The following is a 19,999-nucleotide window of genomic DNA, read 5'->3' as shown; positions in this document are numbered from 1 at the left end:
TCATTGCCTGTGCCGATTTTCCCTAAGCTATCTGCTACCGAACTACGGGTGTCGTCATCCAGATGATTTGATTGCAGCAGTTGTACCAAGGCGGCCATCGCAATTTCATTGCCTGGGTCGATTGTCCCTAAGATATGTGCTGCCTGCTTACGGGTGTCGTCATCCAGGTGATTTGATTGCAGCAGTTGCACCAAGGCGGCGATCGCAAATTTATTGCCTGGGTCGATTGTTCCTAAGCTAGATGCTGCATACCTACGGGTGTCGTCATCCAGATGATTTGATTGCAGCAGTTGCATCAAGGCGGCAATCGCAAATTTATTGCCTGGGTCGATTGTTCCTAAGCATTTTGCTACGTTCGTACGGGTGAAGTCATTTACATTAGTTGATTGCAGTAGTTGCACTAAGGCGGTGATCGCTATTTCATTGCCAGTGCCGATTTTCTCTAAGCTATATACTGCCAGCCAACGGGTGTAGTCATATAGATTAGTTAATAGCAGTTGTACCAAGGCGGCGATCGCAAATTCATTGCCAGTGCCGATTTTCTCTAAGCTATATGTTGCCATCAAACGGGTGAAGTCATCCACAGTTGTTGATTGCAGCAGTTGCACCAAGGTAACGAGTGCTATTTCATTGCCTGTGCCGATTGTCCCTAAGATACTTGCTGCATCGTTACGGGTGTCGTCATCCACAGTTCTCGATTGTAGCAGTTGCACCAAAGCAGCGATCGCTTTTGTACGTTCTGTCTGTTGCAGTGCTGACCTAGCTTCCTCTTGAATTGGATCAGGAAATTTTTCCCACTTCTGTTTTTTGGTATTGAAATAACCAAAGCTCCACTTGACAATTTGTGCTACTATTTCATCTGCTCTGAAATAATCTTTAAACTCTGCAATTCCTGCGGCTGCTAAAAAATAGGCGTGATATTCATAAAATTTTCGACATCCATCTTTAAAGTTGATTAAAGCATCGATAAACTCTTGCTTTTGCTGTTTGAGGTTTTCTTCTTCTTGCCCTAGCCAAAGTAATATTGTTTGCTTCCATTGCGGCTCAAAGATGCGATAAGTTCCTTGACTGAGATTTTTGGGAATGTGGTTAAGAAAGAAATGCCAGTCATTAATTGCTTTAGCAGCAAAGTACTCTTGAAATGAAGCATGAAAGAAAGCATAGACAGATTTTCTATTCGTATCTATCCCTACACGGTTCAGCAAGCCGCGATTTAGCGCTAAATTCAACAGCGAATTTTCATCATCAACATCTCCCAAGAACTGACTAACAAAATCCTGCCTTAAGCGAAAACGAGTTGCTTCCTTATCTATTGCTACTTTAGCTAATTCGCCCAATTTGATATTGAGTTGTTGACGCTGGTGAGAGTTTGTAGCAAATTCTTCTTTTTTCCACTTGTAGAAGTCATCAACAAATTGCTGATAGAGTCCCGCTTGAGTATCGGGTAATTTGCCATCCCCTGATTGCCAATTCAAACACAGCAGCGTCAACCGCAGAGGATTTTTAACTAAATCCTGAATCCTTTCTTTACCTGATTCTTTTAACGCAGTGCATAACTGCTTTCCAGTTTCGGGAATAGCAGCGAACCATTTGGCAATAAATGTCTCTACCTGTTGTGGATAAGAAAAATCTAAGCTGCGATAGGTATCAAAATCATCAAGTGCATTACTACTGCCATCCCACAAATTAACCCGACAGGTCAGCACAATTCGCGCTTGATAAATTAACCCTGCTTCACGGAATTGTCGGGCAATTTCTGTTAGAGGATTAGATGCGGACATTTCATCTAACCCATCTAGCAGCAACCACACATTATTTTGATTAAACAGAGCAACAAAATCATCCTTTAGTTGCTTAGTGGCTTCAGCTTTACCTGTTTTCTCAGCAACCTGAGTCAACCAAATCTCAGACAGATAAGATTTTAGTTCCTTCTCTCGCAAATCTGCTAAAGATACCCAAATGACAATTGACTGGTGAATCTCACGAGATACCCAATCAGCAATCTGCTGTAATAGTGTTGTCTTTCCTGCTCCTGGTTCGCCAATGATTGCAATTCGCTTACCTTGACTTTTAGGCGTGTTCTTCTTTTTGAGAACTTGTTCAAGAAAAGCATCATGCTCAAATGTTTTGGTGATTTCTGTCTCTTTGTACAGTTCTGAACCCTGTTCTGGAGAAACATCACCTTGAGGCTTCGATACTTTTTTACGCTCAACCAATCCCAGTGGCACATAAACATCATCAACTTGTAGGGCGACCCCTTCAGTTGATGTCAAAGGATTTGTAGTCAGCAATCGCCGTTCTACCAGTATTTCACGGCAGACTTCACGCCAGCGATCGGGAGTTAACTTTGTCCCATCCTCCCCTTGAGACGACTGTAGTCAAAAGTTGAAGTTATTAGTTTGGTTATTTATCTGTCCTTGATTTACAACCCCAATTTTTTCTGCTAGCTGCGTCAGATTTTGAATGGTTGGCTGTTGACACTTGAGGGTATTTTCGATTTCTTGAATTTTTTGAGTGAGTTTTGGTTCTGCTTTTGCTGCTGCTTCCACTTCCACAACAGCTTGAGCAATTTCTTGATCTGCGTCTGCTGCTGCTTTCAGTTCCAGCACTGCTTGACCATAATCTAAACGCTGCGGTTCATTACTGGTAAGAGATGGCACTTTCTTCTTCTGGCGGAGTAATCGGATTAAGTTACCACCTAGCGTCCATGTAGCATCACCAATGTTTTCGCCGATTTTCTCCTGTGCTTTAGTCCAAAGCGTAGTTGCGATCGCAGTAGCAACAGCCGTAAGTGTTACAGTTACCATAAATTCACTACTTAAATTGATATAGAAAAATCTGGTTTTTAAAGCCTCTCCCCCACGGGGGGAGAGGTTTGGAGAGGGGTCAAAATCTATGGTTCTACATGAGAAATCAAGACTTATGTATTTTTCTTTTTTCGTATGAAACCACCCTGCCTTCCCTACAAGGTAATGGGGGTTTCCAAGCCTCTCCCCGAAATGGAGAGAGGAATGGAAGTGGGGTCTTTAGTATATTTTGCGACTTTTCAAACATCCTCTTAACCGAACAATATTGAGAGAAGCTAGGCACGAACAAGTGCTACCTCCTGCCTCCTTAATAAAAAACCACTAATTAAGCAAAGGCAAAAATTTGCGAATTAACCCAATTGTGACTGCTGGTACTTCCAACTGTGGTGTTAACCCCACATCTTCCAATTGTTGAAAAAATCGGATTGCTTGGGGATTCATTTCGGCAAGGCGGCGACCAATTGATGGCCCTGTAAATTCTGACTTTTGTCCCCAAATAATGGCGGTGGGTGTGGTCAACTGTTGAATGTAAAGAGATAAATCAAAGGATAAATCGCCACGGACAAAGGAAAGTGCAGCATACTCAGCATTTGGCTGTTGGGCGGATTGTAAATAAGCATCTACAATTTCTTCATACACTCGATTAGACTGAGCAAATTGCCGTTGCTCTAAAAAGCTGCGAATACCCCCACTGGTAGCTACTCCCGTGCTGTAAATTAAACGGTCAACAACGGGAACGCTGACTAACTGGGCAAAAAAGCTACGCGAGTAGTTTTCGCCAAAATCGGAAAGTCCGGCAGGGGTAGTGAGAATTAAAGACTTGAATAAATCAGGATAAGCTGCTGCTACCCGAATTGTGAAGGCTGCGGTCAAAGAAGAAGCGATCGCAGTTACTGGCCCACTACAAGTCTGCTCAAAAAACTCCCGAATCGTGGTCAAATAATCGTCAATACTATAATTACGTACCGGATGCTCAGACCTACCCCAGCCAATTAAATCAGGCGCAATGACTCGATATTCGGAAGCAAAAGCCGGAGAAACTTTCGACCACTCATAAGCAGAAGACCCACCACCAAAGCCATGCAGAAACACCAAAGTTTCCCGATCGTCTTTAGCACTTGTATTGTCCTGCCAAGGCGATCCAGAGGCAGTATAGTATACCATCCTACCTAGTGAGGTATTTATGGAGCGTTGGTTAAATCCTGCTGGTTGAAACATAAGTATTTTTTGTTGACTGTAGTAGTTAATTGCATAAGTAACAGAATAGACCTGTGAATGCGGGGATATTGAGAGAGGATTTGATAATTGCTTTGCGTCACCGCATCTTTTTTGGTCATTCCAGAATACTTACTTATGTAGTTCAAACTCCTCACTCATTATTATTATCGGCGAACTAATCACTTTAGAACTTCTCACTTCCGTTAGATTAAGTAGATATAAAATTACTGGATTACTTGTAAAGATTTGGTGATTTTTTTCACGAGAAAAAGTAATTTAACGTTGTAAATACTGTTGTATAGGCGTTTTCTCTGGTAGCGAGGATTACTAAACCGTGAATAAAACATAAGTTTTTATGGTAATCTATTAGAAAACTAATAAATTATTTTGAGCATCAATAAAACTCAAAATTGTTATTTTAACAAGCTATTAATTCTAATTTTATATATAGAAACAGTAGCTTTTGATATGTTACTAAATCTGATTATTCTTTAATTAATTGTAAAGGCGGGATGTCATGGGAAAGCAGGCTACTCTTCAATCAACTAAACTACCAACGATTGAAGACGCTAAATTTGCGGTTGACTTTAATATACAAAATGAAATTAAAGCTTCAGCTTGGGCAAATCAGGGCGAGTCAGCGATCGATGATGTCAGTGTGATTGTACCTACTTGTATTTGTTTAGAGTTAGAAGACTTAAAGTGTTTTGAAGCAGTAGAGCGCCAGTATGAACACTGGGGAGTAATTTTTCATAATTCTCTCGCCATACAGCCATCAAATCCAGCATTTCCAAGCTATTCAGGGTTAACAGTCTTAATGGGAGCGCCCAAAAGCGGATTTTTAGAAGCGACTTTCTTACGTCCGGTGAACTCGGTTAGCGCCTTTGTGACTAGTTCGCAACGGCTAGTCTTTTCCGCCTACGATCGCGATCGCCAACTCCTTAGTCAAGCTGCACTACCAAGCGCTAATCTTGCTAATTCAGACTCCGCAATTTCTCCCAATACCTTATTATCTATAAGTGTGAATAACATCTACAGCGTTACCTTCTGTGCTTTTGATGGTCAATTCACCCTTGATAACTTTCGTTTTTGTCTGTAAACAGGCTTTATGCACTTGCTTTAAGCCATTTTAAATGGTATCTTTATTTGCGCCATGCTGTACTAGTCTACTATCCGTCGATAAAAACCGGATATTTTGTGGTTTGGGTCTTCACCCTTGCTTCATTTCTAGTCAAACTTAGACAATATGTAATTTCGTAATCAAGTAGGTAAACACTTTGGCACAGGCTTCGTCTGATTGGCAGCAATTGATCAACCAAATCCCCAACTGGAAATGGTCGCATCCATTGTTCAAGACAAAGGGAGCTACAAAGCAACAAACATTTAAGCGTTTCTCTGGGCCTGGTGGCTTTCTTGGGTTCCTGACAATTGTTGTTGCAATGTTGTTGTGGAACTGGATGCTGCTATTGGCTCTATTAATGGGAATTGGGGTAATGGTATTGGTTTACTCAATGCAAAAGTGGGACTGGCAATTGCACTGGTCTAAGATACGTAAGTTCTTAAACAGTTCAAATCGTCGGTTAGCTTTAGCAGTCATCAGTGGTGGTCTTGCTACTGTCAGCACTTACATGGCTGCGGCAATTTGGGTTGACTCTCACAGTTCTTGGATTGCAGCTGGTGCTATTGTTCAAGGTGTGGGAACCCTGTTAACTTTAATTTTATTGGTATGGCAATTTGTCAACTTTTATGAAAATCGAGAAGAAGACCACCTAGATCGGTTATTGGTGAATTTAACAGACAAAGATCCATTGAAACGGTTGATTGCGCTACGTCAACTAACTAAATTCATCACCCGTCAGCAAGTTGATCCTTCAGTGCAGCAAGAAGTAGTTGAATGCTTGCAACTCTTACTCAGTCGAGAGGAGGAAGTTACAATCAGAGACGCAGCTTTTAAAAGTTTACAAGCTTGCGATCGCCTCCGCTCGGCCGGAAACCATCGCCTACAAGTTCTCCCCCCCAAAACAGCAGTACCTTTCGTAGCCCTATCACAAAAAGTCAAACACCATATTTATTAGTTATTTGTCCTTTGTCCTTTGCAAATGACAAATGACAAATGACAAATGACAAATGACAAATGACTATTTTCGAGACAGAAGTCCATTACGAACTTGCACTACCGGATGATTGCACCGCCGCACTAATTGTTCATCATGGGTGGTAACAATTACCGTAGCGCCAAAGGAATTTAACTTCTGGAGGATTTGGATTACTTGCCAGGAATTATCTGGATCGAGATTTCCAGTCGGCTCATCTGCCAAGATCAGTGGCGGTGTACCAACGATCGCACGAGCAATACTCACTCGCTGTTGCTCTCCTCCAGATAGTTGATCTGGAAAGCAGTCAGCTTTACTCAGTAAACCCACTAGCTTTAAAGTTGGTTCTAAACGTCGTTGAATTTCTTTACGGGTATACCCTTGAGCTTGCAGCACAAAAGTCACATTTTCTGAGACTGTTCGTTGGCTAATCAGTTTGTAGTCTTGAAACACAATACCAATCTGTCGCCGGAATAGTGACAAGCGATCGCCCCGTAAACCCGCTATATTACACTCATCAACAATTACTTCTCCCTTTGTAGGCAATTCCTGGCCATACAACATTTTCAAGAGCGTTGATTTACCAGAACCACTTGGCCCGGTAATAAACAGAAATTCTCCCTTTTTTACCTCAAGATTCGCATTCAACAAGGCATGAGTGCCGTTAGCATAAGTCTTGCTTACAGATTGCAATATCACCTTTGCAATAGTATTACTACCGTGCTGTTGAGTTTCACAGTTCTCTCTATGAACAGATTTGTCTGTCTTAACTTGAGTTGTTAATACTGGCATTGTTAAATTTTCCTTATACCCACAACTAAACAGCTAGTCGGCTTAGATGTGACATTCTTCTTAAAAATAAGGATTCCCAGGTTTCGCCTGGGAATTTAAAATTCAACAAAGAAAATATAAAATTTTTGCAGCCTTTAAGATAAACCAAGTAATAACACTCAGAATTGGGCATTGGGCATTGGGCATTGGGCATTGGGCATTGGGCTTTGCGACACTCTTACACAGAGATGGTATTTGCTCTTTTTTTTGCATCGCCACGTCTCCTCATCCCATGCCCCATGCCCCATGCCCCATGCCCCATGCCCCCCTCTTAACTAATCGCCCCTTTTGCCGTCAGCCGATAAACAAACGATTTTATTGCAAAAGCTGGCAAAGCCAACATTCGCCGCCAACGCCAAGGTTCTTGATAAAGCCGATACAACCATTCCAAATTATTATTTCCTAACCAGGCAGGAGCGCGAGTTTTAGTTCCCGACCAAATATCAAGGCTACCACCAACACCAATCCAAATTGCTTGAGGACACAAATGGCGGTTTTCGGCAATCCATAACTCTTGACGTGGCACTCCCAAACCGACAAAAATCACTTGCGGCTGCAATTGAGCGAGAGTTTGTTTTAATTCTGCTTCTTCTTCTGGGGAATGGTAGCCTGAGTGAGTGCCAACTATACTCAAATCTGGAATTTGCTGCCGCCAAAAATCTGCCGCAGTTGAGGCTACTCCAGGCGCTGCGCCATAAAAAAATACCTTTGCCCCTGTCTTCTGTTGTCCAAGTTCTTGCAAAAGTTTTTCTGCTAATTCAATCCCCGGAAAACGCTGCACTTTTTGCCATAATAGCCATCGCAAATACAGAACAACCCCGGCCCCATCTGGAATTACTAGTTCAGCATTTTTAATGATCTGAGCGAGGAATTGATTCTGCTCTGCCTGCATAGTCATTTCTGCATTGAGCGTTACTACATGAATTCCTCTGCCTTGTTGGAGACATTCTAACAACCAGGCTGGATAGTTAGCCATCACATGAACTGGTATTCCCAAGACTGAAAATGCTTGATTGCCTTTAGACATAGCCTATTGTTGAGTAACTCTCACACCAGATTTCCTTGAGTGTTAAGTTTATCAAATTTTTTTTAGATTAGAACTCAACGTAAGACAGATCCTTGATTACGCTGCAACAATAGAAAGCTTGAGATTCTCCCCATCTTCAACCTTGGCTCTACGAGATTGCGGTTTTGAAAGTGAGGATTCCTCATAACCCTTCTACATAGTCTGTCAAACTAGTAATGAAAAGTTTGTAGTAAGCACTTTAGTGCTTAGAAAATAAGGACTGAAGTCTTTACTACGAACTTTATTACCCATCAATTTAAACTTGACAGACTACTACTTGGACTAAATCAGTGCAAATTTTATGATCGAGGTGTAATATTCACCCAGTATAAAACGCTAAACTCGCAACTCTGGTTTCGGGAATAGAAGTCTCCACTATACTGCTTGCAGTGAGTGTGGGAGTATGTCACGAAACTCGACTTTATGGTTAAGGTAGTGTAACGGGCTGAAGTTGGCTATGAGTAAAATTCGCATTGTTTTGATAGAAGATCACGATCTAACTCGTGTAGGTATTCGGACAGCGCTAATCCAAAAGGATGAACTTGAGGTTGTAGGTGAAGCTGCCAATGCTGCTGAGGGGCTAAAAATGTTAAAAATGCTACAACCAGATATTGCTATTGTAGATATTGGTTTACCGGATAAAGATGGCATTGAACTAACACGGGAGGTAAAATCTACTACTAATGGGCAGCAGCTAGCCACAAAAGTGTTAATTTTGACGCTGCGGGATAACAAAGAAGCTGTGTTGGCAGCTTTTGCTGCTGGTGCAGACTCTTACTGTATGAAAGATATCAAATTTGATAATTTGCTGGAAGCAGTGAGAGTAACTTACAATGGCAACGCCTGGATCGATCCAGCTATCGCTCGAATTGTATTACAACAAGCTCAACAAAATCCTCAAAAGTTGGAATCAGCTTTTGTAGATAAAAAAACTATTGCCTCTAACCCTGATGATGTCGAGAATCTGGAAGGAATTCAACCTTACACCCTGACAGAAAGAGAATTAGAAGTGCTACAGTTGATTGTCGAAGGTTGTAGTAATGCACTAATTGCGGAAAGACTTTACATCACTGTTGGGACTGTTAAAACTCACGTTCGCAATATTTTGAATAAGCTATGTGCCGATGACCGTACCCAAGCAGCAGTCCGCGCTTTGCGTTCTGGGTTGGTTGGGTAAAGGGATTTGTATGTGGAGCAATTGAGAACGATCGAGAGAAACTCATAACTTTGAAAAAGTGATATTTTCAAAGTAAATGGCTTCTCTGATTTTCTGTGGTTTATCAGCTGGGATAAATATCACACTATATCGCCATTCAAATATCTGAAAAATAAAGTCTAATATGGCTGAGACAGGGGTCGAAAAACTTAAGCTCATGGTGGTAGATGATGAGCCAGATAACCTAGATTTACTCTACCGTACTTTTAGGCGAGATTTTCAAGTATATAAAGCCAATCATGCCTTTAACGCTCTGGAAATCTTAGACCAATTTGGCGAAATGGCGGTAATTATTTCTGACCAAAGAATGCCAGAAATGAATGGCACCGAATTTTTTAGTCGGACAGTAGAGCGTTTTCCAGACACGATTCGGATTTTGTTAACTGGTTTTACAGATGTCGAAGATTTGGTGGATGCCATTAATTCTGGTCAGGTATTTAAGTACATTACCAAACCCTGGAATCCAGATAAACTTAGGGCATTAGTTGAACAAGCTACTGATACCTATCGCGTAGTCAAGAAGCGCACGCAAGAGTTAAGTCGGGCTTTACGACGAGAATCTTTGTTTAATGCCGTAACAACCGCAATTCGGGAGTCTTTAGACTACGATAGTATGCTGCAAAAGATTGTAGCAACCATTGGACAAACATTTGAAGCTAGCAGTTGCTTGCTCAGACCAGTAGAAGGCGATCGCCTGATCCAAGACCAGTTTTCATATCACGATCCTAAATCTAATGTATTAGATTGCTTCTTTGACCCCAGTGTTTTAATTGAAAAAGTGCTGGAAACTCGTCATTATCAACTTACTCAAGAAATATACGAGGGCAACCCCTGTCACCATTTGGTTGTGCCACTTAGCTACCAACAGCATTTGTTGGCTGTGCTAGCCCTCCACCAATGGGGACGCGATCGCCCTTGGCAAGATGAAGACATCCAACTAATTGCAGGTGTTGCTGAACAAGCAGCCTTAGCCCTCTCCCAAGCAAAACTCTATCAGCGACTTCAAGAAAAGCAACAGCAGATTCATAATGAGTTGGAGGTGGCTCGGCAAATTCAATACAACCTGCTACGCCAAACTTTACCTGACATCAAAGGTGTGAAAGTGCAAGCTTGCTGCTACCCAGCGCGGGAAGTAGGAGGCGATTTATTTGAAGTGTTTGTTCATCCCAAAGGGGATTTATGGTTAGCAGTGGGTGATGTCTCTGGTAAGGGTGTCCCAGCCGCTTTGTTTATGGCTAGTATTATTTCAGTTTTGCGCCGAGAATTATCTCAAGAAACACCAGCCGAGCCGAATGTGGTTATGCAAAACCTCAATCACGCTCTGAGTGAAGATTTAATTAGCAACAATTATTTTGTAACTCTTGTGTTAGCCTGTTATACCCCTAGCACTAAGGAACTCGTCTACACTAATGCCGGTCATATTTATCCACTCTTATGGTCACGTCAAGACGCTTTAGCCGACAATCCTAATTATCTCAAAGTCCGCAGCGTTCCTTTGGGAATCTTACCCAAGTGGCAGGGGCAGTCTGGTCGTTTGGTTCTCGCTGCCGGAGACACATTGTTACTAGCCAGTGATGGAATTACAGAAGCAATGATCTCAAATGATTCTGATTTAACAGCAAAAACCGGGTCTGGTGTTGAGGCAGTTAACCGTTCTATGCTAAATCAAGATGGTCTTTGGCAACTTTTACAACAAGAGGAACAACCACTTTCTCTCAACCATTTACTAGCTCGTATCCAGGCAGATAACCACGTTCAAGAAGACGATCAAACTATACTTTCACTGGAGATTTTGTAAGTGATGAAAAGCGAGCTTCATGTACCAAGTGACTTGAGTTTTCTGAATATTGTCGAAAACTGGTTGTTGGGATGTTTGAAAATCCAGCTAGGAGAATCTGTAGATTGGTCGAGGCAATCAAGTCGTTTGAGATTGGCTTTGGTGGAAGCCTACTCAAACGCAGTTCGTCATGCCCACAAAGATAAACCAAATTTACCGATTTTACTGCGTTTGGAAGTGAAAGACCGGGATCTGGCTCTAGAAGTTTGGGACTACGGCGAAGGCTTTGATATGTCTAACTACTACGCTCCCAACCCATTGGAAAAACAAGAAGGTGGTTATGGTTGGTTGATTATGAATCGTCTGATGGATAAAGTAGATTATGAGTTGCAGATTGATGGTGCAAACTGTCTCAAATTACAAGCTACTTTACCCGAATTAGTCAAATAGACAAAAGTTATTTATAGTAATTTTTGATGCCTAGATTTGGTTTTGGATAATATCAAACATTTCCTAAGAAATTATAGTTATTTACTGATTTTCACGACGTAAAGAAAGTAATTCTTGGGGAGAAGCTAAAAGTTTGATTCGAGTATAGAAAATTTGCCGTTGTTGGTTGAGGATAAATAGCCACAAAACATTTACACTACACCACGAAGTTTGCGCTTTACCTGTTACTTGGATTTGAATTTCACCGGTTCCTAAAGTTTCTGCTATTCCTGTGCTGGGGTAAGCTTTAATGTTTTGCCCTTCTTGTTTTAAGTAGGCTGCGATCGCATCTGTCCCCAGAATATCAGATTCAAATGGTGGACGCATCACACCATCTACCGCGAATAAGGCAGCAGTTTCCTCAAATTCTCCGGCATTTAAGGTTTCAAAATAACGCAGTACACTTGTTTCCGTAATTCCCTCAATCTGGAATTCTTCTTTTAACTGCGTTGGCGAGATAAATTCAGCAGAGGTCATAAAATTATCTAGATTATGCTAGCTAAATATTAATTTCACTACAAAAATTGCTAAAAATAAAGCTGCTGTTGAGGTAGATTACTATATATTGGTAAATCTTCCTCACGATAGAAGTAGATATATTACATTGCAATAATAGGTCTTACGCAACAAGATACGTGGTAAGCTGTCGTGCATTTAATTTGCACAGCTAGGGCGGGCAAGATGCCCACCCCACAAGAGATTTATTTTTTTTAGGATGCAAATTAAAGTATTTTCAGCTTAGGAGCAATTCATAAATTGCCCCTACCAAGAAATCAAGGTTTGGGCTATTTTTTGTGTAAGTCCTGGATAAATAAAATTTATATCTAGAGAAAGTAACAAATATTAATTAAAGCTATTGACTAGGCAATGTATAATAATCGAGCCTTTGTCTAAGGCAAAATCCAAATAAAAAAATGAGTCAGTATTCCGTAACAAGCAGCAGTGTAGTGAAAGAAAAAGCCAGGGAGTTGGGCTTTCACAAAGTTGGAATTGCTGCTGTAGATAGCATAGATGCCACAGAAGCGCAGAGGTTACAAGCATGGATTGAACTGGGTTATCACGCCGATATGGAATGGATGGCTAACCCAAAACGTCAGGATATCGGTTTAGTGATGCCAGAAGCGCGATCGCTAATATGTGTGGCGCTAAATTACTACACACCACATCAACGTCCCAAAGGCAAGGCTTATGCCAAAATCTCCCGTTATGGTTGGGGAAGGGATTATCACAAGGTGATGCATAAAAAACTCAAGCAGCTATGTACATGGCTAGAATCACTGGATGAAAGTGTAAGAGTTCGTTATTATGCAGACACTGGCCCAGTACAAGATAAAGTGTTGGCTCAACTTGCCGGAATTGGTTGGATTGCCAAAAATGGTAATGTGATTACACGGGAATATGGCTCTTGGGTATTTTTGGGAGAGTTGTTGACCAATTTGGAACTAGAGAGCGATCGCCCGCATACAGAACACTGCGGTAGCTGTACTCGTTGTCTTCAGGCTTGTCCTACAGGTGCAATTACTCAGCCTTTTGTAGTGGATGCTAATCGTTGCATCGCTTATCATACAATTGAAAATCGGGACGACAAGCTGCCAGAGACACTCACACCCCATTTAGAAGGCTGGGTTGCTGGTTGTGATATTTGCCAAGACGTTTGTCCTTGGAATCAACGTTTTGCCCAAACAACTGATATTGCAGAGTTTGGCCCTTATCCTGAAAATATTGCTCCCAAGCTGCTAGAATTAGCCCAAATCTCAGATCGGGAGTGGGATAAACGATTTCCAGCATCTGCCTTGCGGCGGATTAAGCCAGAAATGTTACGACGAAACGCCCTAGCTAATCTTGACGCATCCAGGCAAATAATGACCCCGAAAGTAATTATATTTGATTTTGATGGCACCATTGCTGATACAGTAGATGCCCTTGTAAGTATTGCCAATCGTCTAGCTGTAGACTTTGGTTATAGACACATCAGCCCAGAGCAATTAGGCTTTCTTAAAAACTTAACATCTAGGGAAATTATTAAGTATTCAGGAGTTTCTTTATTTAAAATACCTTTTCTAGTTAAAAAGGTTAAAGGAGAATTAAAAAACAAAATCCCAGAATTAAAGCCGATTCCGGGAATTAAAGAAGCATTAATACAACTGCAAAATCAAGGATATAAATTGGGCATTATCACTTCTAATTCTAAAGATAATGTTACACAATTTCTCACAATCAATGATTTAGATCACCTGTTTGATTTTATCTACTCAGGAATTACAATTTTTGGTAAAACAACCATAATCAATAATGTATTGAGGCAAAAGCAACTCCAACCTCAAGAAGTTATTTATGTCGGAGATGAAACCAGAGACATAGAAGCATCAAAGAAAGCAAATATCCAAGTCATTGCAGTAACTTGGGGCTTTAACTCACCAGAAGTACTAGCCAAACAAAATCCAGATTATTTAATTCAGCAACCAAGCCAACTGCTAGAAGTGATGAATAGTCATTAATCCGTTAATAGTTAGAATTCGATAGTTAATATATTAACTATCGCTCAAAACAATAGGGTGGGAAATGTCTACCAATGCCGAGAACTTCAATTTTAATACCTGTTAGATTGCCCACCCTACAAAATAGCAAGATATCAGGAAAACTTAATTTTTTCGTTCACCCTTTTCCAAAGCTTGTTTTACAAGATCATCACTAACATTAGCTACACCCTGATTTTTAGAATTCCCAACTTCCTTTGCTAACTCCATATAATCATCAGGATTACCAGTTGACTGCGCTTGAGTTTTTGTCTCTGCTGGTGTAGAAGTTTTATATTTAGGTGCAGTGGCTACTTCGGCTGCTGCTGCACCTTCACCTGTGCGATCAACTTCACTCACGCTGAATTTTTGTGCAGTTGCATAATCAGCATCAAAATCAACTTTTGGCGCTTTTTCTTCACCACTAGCTATGTTTTCGGCAGCTAATTGAGCATCATGGGTGGGAGCTTCAGTAACATTGGGTTTTATTTCATCAGACATAACTAAAATCCTTAAGTTAAATTCTTTAATTGCTTACTTGTAAAAGCATAACAAGGTAATTGACTCTTTCAATGCTCCCTTGGGAGAGACTTTACCTCTATTAAAAGATACATTAAAGGCGTAATTTGCAATTAACATAACTCTTTCTCTCGATAGTAGAAACTGATGCCAAAAATTTGGTAGTCCTTAGTTTGGCGTGCAAAATTTATTTGGAAATAAAATTATGACTGCAAGTTACGATAAAACTATTTCTTCAGCCCAGAGCAATGAAAGTCAAAAATTGGTAGATGCCTTTAACAATTTAGATACCGATGCAAAATTAGCATGGTTCTATTTGGTTTATAAAAAAATGGGTGATTCTATCACGCCAGCTGCCCCTGCTGCTGCTGAACCTGAGTTAGCACCACTTTTGCTAGGAGATTATTTTGAGTTATCAGATGAGCAGCAACTAGATATTATGCGGGATATTGTTAACCGCAAAGATACAGAATATTCCCGCGCTTATGGGGCGATAAAAGAAAACAATCAGCTGTTAGTTTGGTATGCTTGGGCGGTAGCTATGGGGAATCAGGTGGTTGGTTTACCAGCTAGCTACCAGCCAAGTAAGGCAATTAACGATCTAGTTTCTCAGATTGAAGGACTAGATTTTGATGAGCAAATTTCGGTGTTTCGGACAATAGCTGGTGAAGTGGGTTACACCGATGTTAAGCCGATCGCAACACAAGCTGAAACTGGAAAAACGCCGAGTTTGTGAAAAGCTAGATCCCTGACTTATTAAAGAAGTCGGGGATCTGGATAAAAAAAGTTATGAAACAGCTAACTGACTTAAGTCAGATGGTGTCAGGTTTGAGTGTACCACTTGACCATCGCGGAACCAAACGATGCGCTGAGTTTGACGGGCAACTTCTGGCTCATGTGTCACCATGACAACGGTGATTCCACTGGCATTGAGTTCGCTAAAGATATCTAAGACTTCTTGGGTTGTGTGCGAATCAAGTGCGCCTGTGGGTTCATCGGCTAGGAGTACTACAGGACGATTGACAATGGCACGGGCGATCGCTACTCTTTGTTGTTGTCCACCAGATAGTTGAGTTGGTTTGTTGTTGAGGCGATTTGCTAAACCGACTCGTGTTAGTGCAACTGTGGCGCGATCGCTTCTTTCTTTTGGGTTCACACCAGCATACAACATTGGCAAGATCACATTTTCTAGTGCTGTTAGTTGGGGCAATAAATGGAATTGTTGGAAGACAAACCCCAGCTTTTTGTTGCGAATGTGCGCTAAGGAGCGATCGTCCATTTGTGCCACATCGATGTTATCTAAATAATAATGTCCAGTAGTGGGGCGATCTAAACAGCCGATAATATTCATAGCTGTAGATTTACCTGAACCAGAAGGCCCCATAATTGAACAATATTCGCCCTCGTGGATAGTCAAATTCACATCGTTGAGTGCTTTGACTTCAGTTTCACCACTGCCATAAATTTTAAAAATATTCTCCAAACGAATAATTGTTGATTTCGGGATGGGATTGGGAACTAGAGAATCGGTAATTGAAATAGTGTTTGACATAATGATTTAGTTATTAGTTAGTAGAGACGCGATGAATCGCGTCTTTACAAGAGTTCCATCACTTCTTTTCTCTAGGATAATATTGGCGCTTAGTTATCAGCCAACCTATCCCTATAAAAAACAATGTAGCTAAAACACTCAACAATAAAGAGGCATAAAAGGGATGGGGTGGGTTGTTGGGAGATATCGCGGTTAGAGGTTGGTTGATTTTGTCGATGTGTTGGACAACTACGCCGGAGATAATTGCACCACCGCCAAAGCCGATACCTAATATTTGGATGGTGTTTTCCAAGGTGCGATCGCTCTGGGCCTGTTGGGTTTCTACGATACCTCGAATTGTATCAACCATGTGTCCAAACAAGTCTTTAGCAGGAGAAAGATAGTTAATATCTGTTTGTATTTGTTCTTGTAATTTCTTACAATCTTAGCTCCAATTACCGTAACCTTTGAGCCTCGATAAAAGGGGTTAAGAGAGTAAGCTCTTGTTCCCTATTTGTGAACGGGCATGAGTCCTGCTTAACCCAAGTAGAACAACAGTTTCGTCCAAAAATACTAAATTTTCTGGCTCTATATGTTTGACCTTTTCCCAATAATCTAATCTTAAATTCAGAACTCTAAGAGTCTCTGTTTGGGTACTCCGCTTTGTTTTTTTTACGATTTAATCCTAATTTCTGTAACGCCCGACACATTGCACTTTGACCTACCCAGTTGCCAGTTTTGTCTGCAAATAATTCACATAACTCTATCAATGTTGCATCTGGATATGCTTGAATTAATTCTCTTAACTCTGTACTAGCATTTGTCAGATGACTAAATTGTGGTTTTCCTCGCGGCTTGGGCTGTAAATTTCCTTCAAGCTTTTGTTGTTTTACAAGCTTTTGTACTAAACTCTTTGACACGGAAAATATGTTAGCTACTTTCCTGATTGAGATATTTTTCTGGAGATGTGCTGCAACTATTTTTTCTCGAAGATCGACAGAGTATGACTTCATTTAAAAGTATTTATATTTTAGTCTGGTGTAGTTCATTATAGACAGAAGTGCTGTAGCGATCGCAAACCACGACAATTTTACCATTCACCTACTCAAAAACATAATCTTGAGCCACTTTCCAATAGCGTGAAAACCGCTTCAGGTCAATATAGCCATCATAATCAAAGAATGGTTCCACCTCTAACACTTCCACCGCTATAGAACCCTCGATTTGTTTGCAGATATCATCAAACCGGGGACTGGGACTATTAGCTGTGACAACTAAATTTGCATTATGTTCCTTCGCAAAAGCTAAAATTTCTTGTGCCACATCGCCACGACGGATAACAACGGGTAACTCTAGTAAGCATTCGTAAATAAACGTGATGCGTTTAAGACTCAGTTGCCATTCATCTATCAAAGCCTCGTCCCAAACCCAGATAGCTGGGGCATCAGGGTATTTTTGCAATCCAGGGTTGTATGGACTGAGGCAGTCTCCATGTACCCAAACAATTGGTTTTGTCATTTGTTATTTGTCATTTGTTATTATTCTCTTCCTTGTCTCCTTTCTCCTCGCCCACTCCCCCTGCTACCCTTCCCTTTGTTATCACGCTGCCAACTTTGGCTATTAGCTTGTTTACTAAATTCCCCTTTAGGAAAAAGTCGCTGTTCTAATTCTTCATAGCTGCCTTCAAAATCACAATGACCAAAAAGGGGACATTTCTGGCAATAAACGCCTTTGGTATAGCGTTCTAAATTTTCACGGTTGAAAAAATACGGTTTATGACTAAAGGTGCTGGCAACCCACTGCCAAGACATATTATTACTAGCGGGATCTCCATCTAAAAGGTGTTCGAGAAACCACTTGGCCGCTGCTTGCCAACGAATCCGCCGCCAATGGACAATGTAAGCGGCTAGCCACATCCGGGCGTGGTTATGTAAATAGCCAGTTTCTTTTAAATCACGGCTAAAGTTGTCAATACAAACTCTGCCTGTGGTTCCTTCTTTGATATCTTGCGGCAATTCGGGTGCATATTCAGCCACGATATAACCAGTTTTGTACTCTTCCTGATCTTTCCAGATTCCATCCCCTAACTTGACATACAACCGTTGCCAGTAGTCGCGCCAGCCTAACTCGTTAATTAGTTTCGTCGCATCATTTTGGTGCTGTACCCGTTCAAGGACATAATCTCGAATTTCTCGCAAACTCAAAACGCCATAGCGAATGTAAGGCGAAAGTCGTGTTACCGCACCTGTGAAAAAATTACGTGTTTGCGCGTAGCTTACTGGGTCGATTTTTTGCAGCCCTTCTTGTGCTGCTTTACGTCCTCCCAGAGTTTCGCTGATGTGGCGATCGCGTTCTGCTGCACCTGGAAATTGTTCGCGGAGGTAGGCTACCAACTCATCGCGGTTGGTAAATTCGCGTTGCATATCTTTAGTCATGTGAACTTGGAAGTGTGAGAATAGATAAACACAAACTTACACCGCAGGAGTTGCCGCAGGCATCGCTCAATATATGTACAATTCTAAAACAATCTCCACGACGAGCTTCGCTTAAGCAATCTCTCACACCCTATCATGAGCAACATTCCCCAAGTCGGACAACCAGCGCCAGATTTCTCCACACCTGACCAAAATGGCAATTCAGTCACTCTCGACGACCTCAGCAGTCAGTGGGTTATCCTCTACTTCTACCCCAAAGATGATACTCCCGGTTGTACCACCGAAGCGACAGATTTCACCGAGTTGTATCAAGACTTCAGCGCACTGGGAGCAAAAATCTTAGGTGTAAGTCCAGATTCGGGTAAATCCCATTGTAAATTTATCAGCAAACATAACTTGTCAATCACCCTGTTGAGTGACCCAGAACATATTTTGACAGAAGCCTACGGTGCTTGGCGCTTAAAAAAATTTATGGGCAAAGAATATATGGGTGTTGCTCGGTCAACTTTTCTCATTTCATCTGATAGAATTATTGCCTATGCTTGGCCGAACGTAAAAGCCAAAGGTCATGCTCAGGCAATTTTAACTAAATTACAGGAATTAGCAGCTATGCAAAGTCCTAAGTGAATCATGCAAATGCAGGTATAGTTACGGCAATGCTATTTAAATTATATTTATAGTCATAAAGCAGGATGTGAGCAGCCTATTTGAGCAAGCAATTATCAATGCGCTGAACTCAGTCAATCCTCAAAAAGTTCTGGAAGGCAAAGTGGCTAATGCTATTATCCAGGCAGGGTTTGATTTAGTTAGTTTCAATAAAACAGTGGGACTAAATGGCGAAATCGGTGAAATCGATGTGGAAACCAGTAACGCTATTATCGAAGTAACAACCCAAACTGCTTGGAAGTTGAAGCAAATTCAAAAATTGATATCAAACTCTGACTTGAATCCTTTGAACAAGCCAGTTATTCTCTATGCACCTAATTACAAATTCACTCCTGCTCAAGATATCATCGCTACTGGCAGTTATGTAGTTTGCACTCAAGATGAATTATTAGAATTATTATCCATACTAGGAGCATAAGCGATGCCAGAATCAATTTCTCTAATTTCCAGTGCTGAGATTAAACCAGGAGAATTTTTGAGTTTTCTGCAATATTCGGGAGTATTACTACATCCAGATAATGTATATGATGGGCGTATTTCTAGAGACAATACTCATGTTTGGATTGTTTTAGATAACACTGAATTAAAAAACTTTAATCATGATGAAATTGAAATCATAACCAAGAAGCTTACAGCTAAACCTCAGACTCACATTCTACTTGATGTCAGCAAAACTTCGGGAAGTGAGCAACTAGCGCTAGAGTTTGCATGTAAGTTTGCCAAGAAATGGTCTTGTGTCGTCTATGATTCAACTCAAAGAGTTTACTCAGAACAAGAATTGTTAGGGTTATGCCAAACACAACCAGGTTTTGTTTAGATAGTAGTATATCCATTT

Annotated in this window: 23 protein-coding genes and 1 pseudogene; 11 read left to right on the top strand and 13 right to left on the bottom strand. The window is 41.0% G+C overall.

The genetic code is table 11. The features are described from left to right. From V7K98_RS03670 to V7K98_RS03660, 3 genes are all read right to left on the bottom strand, one after another. Window positions 1-2,291, bottom strand: a 2,291-nt coding sequence (locus tag V7K98_RS03670) for an NACHT domain-containing protein (RefSeq protein WP_335019467.1), incomplete at its 3' end; no start/stop codon positions are given. Window positions 2,292-2,378: 87 nt separating this feature from the next. Further along, window positions 2,379-2,807, bottom strand: a complete 429-nt coding sequence (locus tag V7K98_RS03665) for a hypothetical protein (RefSeq protein WP_335019466.1) — start codon at window positions 2,805-2,807, stop codon at window positions 2,379-2,381. A 321-nt stretch (window positions 2,808-3,128) separates the two neighbouring features. Beyond that, complete coding sequence (locus tag V7K98_RS03660; protein WP_335019465.1) at window positions 3,129-4,025, bottom strand: alpha/beta fold hydrolase; 897 nt, start codon at window positions 4,023-4,025, stop codon at window positions 3,129-3,131. A gap of 517 nt (window positions 4,026-4,542) precedes the next feature. Here V7K98_RS03660 and V7K98_RS03655 point away from each other — a divergent pair. Both V7K98_RS03655 and V7K98_RS03650 read left to right on the top strand, forming a co-directional pair. After that, on the top strand, window positions 4,543-5,124 hold the full coding sequence (locus V7K98_RS03655; RefSeq protein ID WP_335019464.1) for a hypothetical protein: 582 nt from the start codon (window positions 4,543-4,545) through the stop codon (window positions 5,122-5,124). 178 nt (window positions 5,125-5,302) lie between these two features. Next, a complete protein-coding gene (locus V7K98_RS03650) occupies window positions 5,303-6,100 on the top strand; it encodes an armadillo-type fold-containing protein (protein ID WP_335019463.1) in 798 nt (265 codons plus the stop codon). Between the two features lie 63 nt (window positions 6,101-6,163). Here V7K98_RS03650 and ftsE read toward each other — a convergent pair whose 3' ends face one another. From ftsE to V7K98_RS03635, 3 genes are all read right to left on the bottom strand, one after another. Beyond that, window positions 6,164-6,910: a cell division ATP-binding protein FtsE gene (gene ftsE, locus V7K98_RS03645; RefSeq protein WP_335019462.1), complete on the bottom strand. Its 747-nt coding sequence runs from the start codon at window positions 6,908-6,910 to the stop codon at window positions 6,164-6,166. A 102-nt stretch (window positions 6,911-7,012) separates the two neighbouring features. Then, complete coding sequence (locus V7K98_RS03640; RefSeq protein WP_335019461.1) at window positions 7,013-7,162, bottom strand: hypothetical protein; 150 nt, start codon at window positions 7,160-7,162, stop codon at window positions 7,013-7,015. Between the two features lie 58 nt (window positions 7,163-7,220). Then, window positions 7,221-7,976: a WecB/TagA/CpsF family glycosyltransferase gene (locus V7K98_RS03635; RefSeq protein WP_335019460.1), complete on the bottom strand. Its 756-nt coding sequence runs from the start codon at window positions 7,974-7,976 to the stop codon at window positions 7,221-7,223. A gap of 496 nt (window positions 7,977-8,472) precedes the next feature. On the opposite strand from V7K98_RS03635, the gene V7K98_RS03630 reads away from it, so the two are divergent. From V7K98_RS03630 to V7K98_RS03620, 3 genes are all read left to right on the top strand, one after another. Then, window positions 8,473-9,192, top strand: coding sequence for a response regulator transcription factor (locus tag V7K98_RS03630; protein ID WP_335019459.1), 720 nt, complete (start codon window positions 8,473-8,475; stop codon window positions 9,190-9,192). A gap of 163 nt (window positions 9,193-9,355) precedes the next feature. After that, window positions 9,356-11,029, top strand: a complete 1,674-nt coding sequence (locus V7K98_RS03625) for a SpoIIE family protein phosphatase (protein WP_335019458.1) — start codon at window positions 9,356-9,358, stop codon at window positions 11,027-11,029. Window positions 11,030-11,032: 3 nt separating this feature from the next. Then, window positions 11,033-11,458, top strand: a complete 426-nt coding sequence (locus tag V7K98_RS03620) for an ATP-binding protein (protein ID WP_335019457.1) — start codon at window positions 11,033-11,035, stop codon at window positions 11,456-11,458. A gap of 81 nt (window positions 11,459-11,539) precedes the next feature. On the opposite strand, the gene V7K98_RS03615 is transcribed toward V7K98_RS03620, so the two are convergent. Continuing rightward, complete coding sequence (locus V7K98_RS03615) at window positions 11,540-11,974, bottom strand: ketosteroid isomerase family protein (protein ID WP_335019456.1); 435 nt, start codon at window positions 11,972-11,974, stop codon at window positions 11,540-11,542. A 437-nt stretch (window positions 11,975-12,411) separates the two neighbouring features. Here V7K98_RS03615 and queG point away from each other — a divergent pair. Together queG and V7K98_RS03605 are read left to right on the top strand one after the other, a co-directional pair. Continuing rightward, a pseudogene (gene queG / locus V7K98_RS03610) lies at window positions 12,412-13,385 on the top strand (tRNA epoxyqueuosine(34) reductase QueG). Beyond that, complete coding sequence (locus V7K98_RS03605) at window positions 13,360-13,995, top strand: HAD-IA family hydrolase (protein WP_335019455.1); 636 nt, start codon at window positions 13,360-13,362, stop codon at window positions 13,993-13,995. The pseudogene queG and the gene V7K98_RS03605 overlap by 26 nt, the downstream one beginning before the upstream one ends. Before the next feature lie 144 nt (window positions 13,996-14,139). Here the strand turns inward: V7K98_RS03605 and V7K98_RS03600 are convergent, their stop codons facing one another. Then, complete coding sequence (locus V7K98_RS03600) at window positions 14,140-14,514, bottom strand: hypothetical protein (protein WP_335019454.1); 375 nt, start codon at window positions 14,512-14,514, stop codon at window positions 14,140-14,142. Between the two features lie 223 nt (window positions 14,515-14,737). Here V7K98_RS03600 and V7K98_RS03595 point away from each other — a divergent pair, with 223 nt between their 5' ends. Then, on the top strand, window positions 14,738-15,268 hold the full coding sequence (locus tag V7K98_RS03595) for an orange carotenoid protein N-terminal domain-containing protein (RefSeq protein WP_335019453.1): 531 nt from the start codon (window positions 14,738-14,740) through the stop codon (window positions 15,266-15,268). Window positions 15,269-15,319: 51 nt separating this feature from the next. Here V7K98_RS03595 and V7K98_RS03590 read toward each other — a convergent pair whose 3' ends face one another. The 5 genes from V7K98_RS03590 to V7K98_RS03570 form a co-directional block, all read right to left on the bottom strand. Then, a complete protein-coding gene (locus V7K98_RS03590) occupies window positions 15,320-16,084 on the bottom strand; it encodes an ABC transporter ATP-binding protein (RefSeq protein WP_335019452.1) in 765 nt (254 codons plus the stop codon). A gap of 58 nt (window positions 16,085-16,142) precedes the next feature. Continuing rightward, window positions 16,143-16,433, bottom strand: coding sequence for a hypothetical protein (locus tag V7K98_RS03585; RefSeq protein WP_335019451.1), 291 nt, complete (start codon window positions 16,431-16,433; stop codon window positions 16,143-16,145). Window positions 16,434-16,698: 265 nt separating this feature from the next. After that, window positions 16,699-17,076 carry a helix-turn-helix domain-containing protein gene (locus V7K98_RS03580; protein WP_335019450.1) on the bottom strand — a complete coding sequence of 126 codons (378 nt, stop codon included), beginning with the start codon at window positions 17,074-17,076 and terminating at the stop codon, window positions 16,699-16,701. Between the two features lie 88 nt (window positions 17,077-17,164). Then, window positions 17,165-17,581, bottom strand: a complete 417-nt coding sequence (locus V7K98_RS03575) for a hypothetical protein (protein WP_335019449.1) — start codon at window positions 17,579-17,581, stop codon at window positions 17,165-17,167. 20 nt (window positions 17,582-17,601) lie between these two features. After that, window positions 17,602-18,498 (bottom strand): FAD-binding domain-containing protein, encoded by an 897-nt coding sequence (locus V7K98_RS03570; RefSeq protein WP_335019448.1) that lies wholly within the window; start codon window positions 18,496-18,498, stop codon window positions 17,602-17,604. A gap of 135 nt (window positions 18,499-18,633) precedes the next feature. Here V7K98_RS03570 and bcp point away from each other — a divergent pair, with 135 nt between their 5' ends. The 3 genes from bcp (at window position 18,634) to V7K98_RS03555 (ending at window position 19,981) form a co-directional block, all read left to right on the top strand. After that, complete coding sequence (bcp, locus tag V7K98_RS03565) at window positions 18,634-19,125, top strand: thioredoxin-dependent thiol peroxidase (RefSeq protein WP_335019447.1); 492 nt, start codon at window positions 18,634-18,636, stop codon at window positions 19,123-19,125. A gap of 67 nt (window positions 19,126-19,192) precedes the next feature. Further along, window positions 19,193-19,582: a hypothetical protein gene (locus V7K98_RS03560; protein ID WP_335019446.1), complete on the top strand. Its 390-nt coding sequence runs from the start codon at window positions 19,193-19,195 to the stop codon at window positions 19,580-19,582. Between the two features lie 3 nt (window positions 19,583-19,585). Next, complete coding sequence (locus tag V7K98_RS03555; protein ID WP_335019445.1) at window positions 19,586-19,981, top strand: hypothetical protein; 396 nt, start codon at window positions 19,586-19,588, stop codon at window positions 19,979-19,981. Window positions 19,982-19,999 lie beyond the last annotated feature (18 nt).

Origin of the sequence: Nostoc sp. (genome assembly GCF_036917435.1) — a bacterium.
GTDB lineage: Bacteria > Cyanobacteriota > Cyanobacteriia > Cyanobacteriales > Nostocaceae > Nostoc.
This window is presented reverse-complemented; position numbering and strand designations above follow the sequence as displayed.

What these genes read in the sequence shown, in the direction of transcription:
- V7K98_RS03665 (WP_335019466.1), bottom strand. Translation starts at nt 2,807, where the DNA reads ATGGTAACTGTAACACTTACGGCTGTTGCTACTGCGATCGCAACTACG.
- V7K98_RS03660 (WP_335019465.1), bottom strand. Translation starts at nt 4,025, where the DNA reads ATGTTTCAACCAGCAGGATTTAACCAACGCTCCATAAATACCTCACTA.
- V7K98_RS03655 (WP_335019464.1), top strand. Translation starts at nt 4,543, where the DNA reads ATGGGAAAGCAGGCTACTCTTCAATCAACTAAACTACCAACGATTGAA.
- ftsE (WP_335019462.1), bottom strand. Translation starts at nt 6,910, where the DNA reads ATGCCAGTATTAACAACTCAAGTTAAGACAGACAAATCTGTTCATAGA.
- V7K98_RS03640 (WP_335019461.1), bottom strand. Translation starts at nt 7,162, where the DNA reads ATGCAAAAAAAAGAGCAAATACCATCTCTGTGTAAGAGTGTCGCAAAG.
- V7K98_RS03635 (WP_335019460.1), bottom strand. Translation starts at nt 7,976, where the DNA reads ATGTCTAAAGGCAATCAAGCATTTTCAGTCTTGGGAATACCAGTTCAT.
- V7K98_RS03630 (WP_335019459.1), top strand. Translation starts at nt 8,473, where the DNA reads ATGAGTAAAATTCGCATTGTTTTGATAGAAGATCACGATCTAACTCGT.
- V7K98_RS03625 (WP_335019458.1), top strand. Translation starts at nt 9,356, where the DNA reads ATGGCTGAGACAGGGGTCGAAAAACTTAAGCTCATGGTGGTAGATGAT.
- V7K98_RS03620 (WP_335019457.1), top strand. Translation starts at nt 11,033, where the DNA reads ATGAAAAGCGAGCTTCATGTACCAAGTGACTTGAGTTTTCTGAATATT.
- V7K98_RS03615 (WP_335019456.1), bottom strand. Translation starts at nt 11,974, where the DNA reads ATGACCTCTGCTGAATTTATCTCGCCAACGCAGTTAAAAGAAGAATTC.
- V7K98_RS03605 (WP_335019455.1), top strand. Translation starts at nt 13,360, where the DNA reads ATGACCCCGAAAGTAATTATATTTGATTTTGATGGCACCATTGCTGAT.
- V7K98_RS03600 (WP_335019454.1), bottom strand. Translation starts at nt 14,514, where the DNA reads ATGTCTGATGAAATAAAACCCAATGTTACTGAAGCTCCCACCCATGAT.
- V7K98_RS03595 (WP_335019453.1), top strand. Translation starts at nt 14,738, where the DNA reads ATGACTGCAAGTTACGATAAAACTATTTCTTCAGCCCAGAGCAATGAA.
- V7K98_RS03590 (WP_335019452.1), bottom strand. Translation starts at nt 16,084, where the DNA reads ATGTCAAACACTATTTCAATTACCGATTCTCTAGTTCCCAATCCCATC.
- V7K98_RS03585 (WP_335019451.1), bottom strand. Translation starts at nt 16,433, where the DNA reads ATGGTTGATACAATTCGAGGTATCGTAGAAACCCAACAGGCCCAGAGC.
- V7K98_RS03580 (WP_335019450.1), bottom strand. Translation starts at nt 17,076, where the DNA reads ATGAAGTCATACTCTGTCGATCTTCGAGAAAAAATAGTTGCAGCACAT.
- V7K98_RS03575 (WP_335019449.1), bottom strand. Translation starts at nt 17,581, where the DNA reads ATGACAAAACCAATTGTTTGGGTACATGGAGACTGCCTCAGTCCATAC.
- V7K98_RS03570 (WP_335019448.1), bottom strand. Translation starts at nt 18,498, where the DNA reads ATGACTAAAGATATGCAACGCGAATTTACCAACCGCGATGAGTTGGTA.
- bcp (WP_335019447.1), top strand. Translation starts at nt 18,634, where the DNA reads ATGAGCAACATTCCCCAAGTCGGACAACCAGCGCCAGATTTCTCCACA.
- V7K98_RS03555 (WP_335019445.1), top strand. Translation starts at nt 19,586, where the DNA reads ATGCCAGAATCAATTTCTCTAATTTCCAGTGCTGAGATTAAACCAGGA.